The 2,809-nt window shown below is 72.8% G+C and carries 2 protein-coding genes and 1 pseudogene; all 3 read right to left on the bottom strand.

What is annotated here, in order from left to right; all coding sequences use genetic code 11:
• Positions 1 to 40 precede the first annotated feature (40 nt).
• Positions 41 to 610, bottom strand: a complete 570-nt coding sequence (locus AB0I76_RS26915) for a hypothetical protein (protein WP_357041024.1) — start codon at positions 608 to 610, stop codon at positions 41 to 43.
• A gap of 74 nt (positions 611 to 684) precedes the next feature.
• Positions 685 to 2,073: a pectate lyase gene (locus tag AB0I76_RS26910; RefSeq protein ID WP_357041027.1), complete on the bottom strand. Its 1,389-nt coding sequence runs from the start codon at positions 2,071 to 2,073 to the stop codon at positions 685 to 687.
• A gap of 174 nt (positions 2,074 to 2,247) precedes the next feature.
• Positions 2,248 to 2,809, bottom strand: a pseudogene (locus tag AB0I76_RS26905) (gfo/Idh/MocA family oxidoreductase); the annotation flags it as partial.

Raw genomic sequence — 2,809 nt, 5'->3', positions numbered from 1 at the left:
GTGGTCTACGCCAAGTGGCAGGGCAACGGCGCCCACGTGTTCAACGTGGAGAACGTCGGCGGCACCGTGCGGTTCGTCGATGGTCAGAACGCCGGGCGGCGCCGTCGACGAACCCGCGGATCGTGCCGCCGGCGGCCTCCAGGCGCAGCGTGTACCAGGTGCCGGTGGCAACGGTCAGCGACGCCGAGCCGAGCACGGTCACCGAGCTGCCGTTGACCACCTGCAACTCGGCGCGGTTGGTGTTGGTCAGCGCCAGCCGGTACATCCGGGTGGAACTCTCCACCCGGGCGGCGATGCCGACGACGCGGTTGCTCCCGTTGAACGACAGCGGCTTGACCCGGGCCTGGACCTGCTGGTCGGTCCAGCCGGTCTGACCGGCGAACGCCCGCGCCAGTTCGCTGCCGGCGTTGCCCTGCCGGTAGGCCGGCGAGCCGTCGGCGACCACCGACCAGTCACCGCCGGACTTCGACCAGCCGTCGGCGTTGCCGTCGTCGAAGTCGTCACTGAACAGGGTGGCGGCGTGGGCGCCGGTGGTGACGCCGACCGCGAGCGCGAGGGCGGTCAGCCCCGCGCCGGCCACGGCCAGCACTGTCCTGGGTCGGATGCGCACGGGTACTCCTCGGTGGTGGGGGTGCGGCCCGCCGGCGGCGGACCCGTGGTGTCCTGCGGAGCTGACGGGACGGGTCAGCGCAGCAGGCGGTCGGCGCCGGCCAGGGCGTCGACGACGGGCGGGACGAGCGGGGTCGGCAACGACGGGCCGCGGCGCAGTGTCGGCGTCCAGCCCGCGTCCGGGTTCAGGTCCACGTCGTGGGCGGCGTTGTACGCGGCGGTCAGGTCGACCGGCCCCACGTGCCCGTCGGCGGTACGGACCCAGGTGCCCCGGGTGGTGATCGCGGTGCCGCCCCAGTCGCGGATCAGGTCCTCCGGTGCGGCGCCGCCGGTGAGGGTGAAGAAGTTGTTCTCCGCGTGGATGGCGGACTGCACGCCGACGCCGAGGGCGTAGTCGAAGCCCGGCCCGCCGACGCGGTAGTGGTTGTGGTGCACGTCGACCTGACCGAAGCGCACCCGGGGCAGCCGTTGCAGGGTGCCGTCGAAGAGGTTGTGGTGCAGGCTGACCTTCAGGCGGCCGACATCCGGGCCGACCGTGTTGGACGACCCGATCAGCATGACCTTGTCCCGCCCGACGAACCGGTTCCAGGAGGCGGTGACCAGGCTCGCGGTGTGGGTGACGTCCAGCGATCCGTCGTGCACCTGGTAGGGCCGGCCGAAGAGGACGGGCTGGGCGCTGTCCGGGTTGTCGCCGTCGGTGAAGGTGTTGTGGTCGATCCACACGTGTTCGCTGCGGCGCACCGAGATCTGGTCGTACTGGGAGTTCCAGTTGCCGGCGTCGCCGTCGGTGGGGGACCAGGCGGGGAAGCAGTCCCGGGCGTCGTCGAGGGTCAGGTTGCGGACGATCACGTTGTCGACGCTGTCGATCATCAGGGTCAGACCGGTCAGCCGGGCGCCCCGCAGGCCGATGATCGTCGTGTTCGCGCCCACGTTGATCTGCGTCTGCCGGGTCTGGTTGGCCACCGAGCGCACCCGCGCGGCCTCCAGCGGCCCGCTCGGCGTCAGCCGGCCCCAGACCGCCGGGTCGTACGTGGCCAGGTACGCGTCGAGCGTGTACCCGGGATCGGCGAGGTCGGCGCAGTCGAGGAGGGTGCCATCGTCGCGGGAGAAGCCGTCGACGACGCCGTCCACGTAGACGATCTTCGGGGTGGCGTTGGTGCGGTTGGTGGCGTTGTCGCCCCCGAGCGCGTCGACCAGCTCGGCCCGGGTGCGGACCACGTGCACCTGCTCCGGTGCGGCGGCCGAGCCGCCCGTGGTGCCCGTACCGTCGGCCGCCCAGCCGTCACGAGCCGGCAGCGCCTGCCGCCCCAGGAGCCGGGCCGCCGGTGGGATCCGTCCGTCCGGTCCGGAGACGGTCGCACTGTCGGTGGTCGGGGCGGCTGTCGCCGCCGTCGCCGGAACGAGTGTCCCGGTCAGCGTGAGCGCCACGACGACCAGCGCCGCGCCCGCTCCAGGTCTGCGCATGATGTCCTCCGCCTGTTCCTGTCGTTGGTCTGCCACAGGACAACGGTAGGGTTAGCCATCTATAGTAATCAATGCGTTGGATGTGCAGGTTCGTTGCAATCGTCCGGGACAGGGGGTGCCACCCCCGCCGCTCGCCGTCGGGGTAGGTATGGCTATGTCCGATTCGTCGGGCGGTCACCCCCCGAGATCGTTTGCACGGTGTTGCGGTCCCGGCCGGTCGGCGAGGTCGACCCGGTGCGGCGCGGTCGCCCAGGGCACCCCGAACTCCGAGGGCAGTTCCCCCCGCTCGGTGGTCCGCCGCAGCACCGCGTTCACCCCGCGTACGGTCAGCACCCGGTCCGCGCCCGCGCCCGACGCGCTCACCCGGTCCCCGTCCAGCAGGGTCGGCTCGGGTGCCGCCCGGACCACCTCCAGCAGGGCGGTGAACGGCTCGGTGCGGGCCAGCGGGGCGATCAGCGCGACGCCCTCCGGGTCGGCCCGGTGGTCCAGCAGGTTCTCCAGCAGCCCCTGCCGGCCGGGCACCGTACGGGGTGCGGCGTCACCGGGCAGCGCCAACCGGTCGGTCGGGTACTCCAGGACCGCCCGCCCCCGCGTGCCGGTCACGACGACCTCGCCGGGGACGAACTCCTCCGCGGCGAGCGTCACCGCCGCCAGCACCGTCGGGCCGGAGCGGGGCGTCACCCGCAGCACGGCGGTGTCGTCCACCTCGATCGGCCGGACCCGGTAGCGCTCCAGC

Origin of the sequence: Micromonospora sp. NPDC049799, from assembly GCF_040656655.1 — a bacterium.
In the GTDB taxonomy this organism is placed as follows: Bacteria; Actinomycetota; Actinomycetes; order Mycobacteriales; family Micromonosporaceae; genus Micromonospora.
Note: the sequence above shows the minus strand (reverse complement) of the source record. Positions and strands in the feature narration are given on the sequence as shown.

What these genes read in the sequence shown, in the direction of transcription:
- AB0I76_RS26910 (WP_357041027.1), bottom strand. Translation starts at nt 2,073, where the DNA reads ATGCGCAGACCTGGAGCGGGCGCGGCGCTGGTCGTCGTGGCGCTCACG.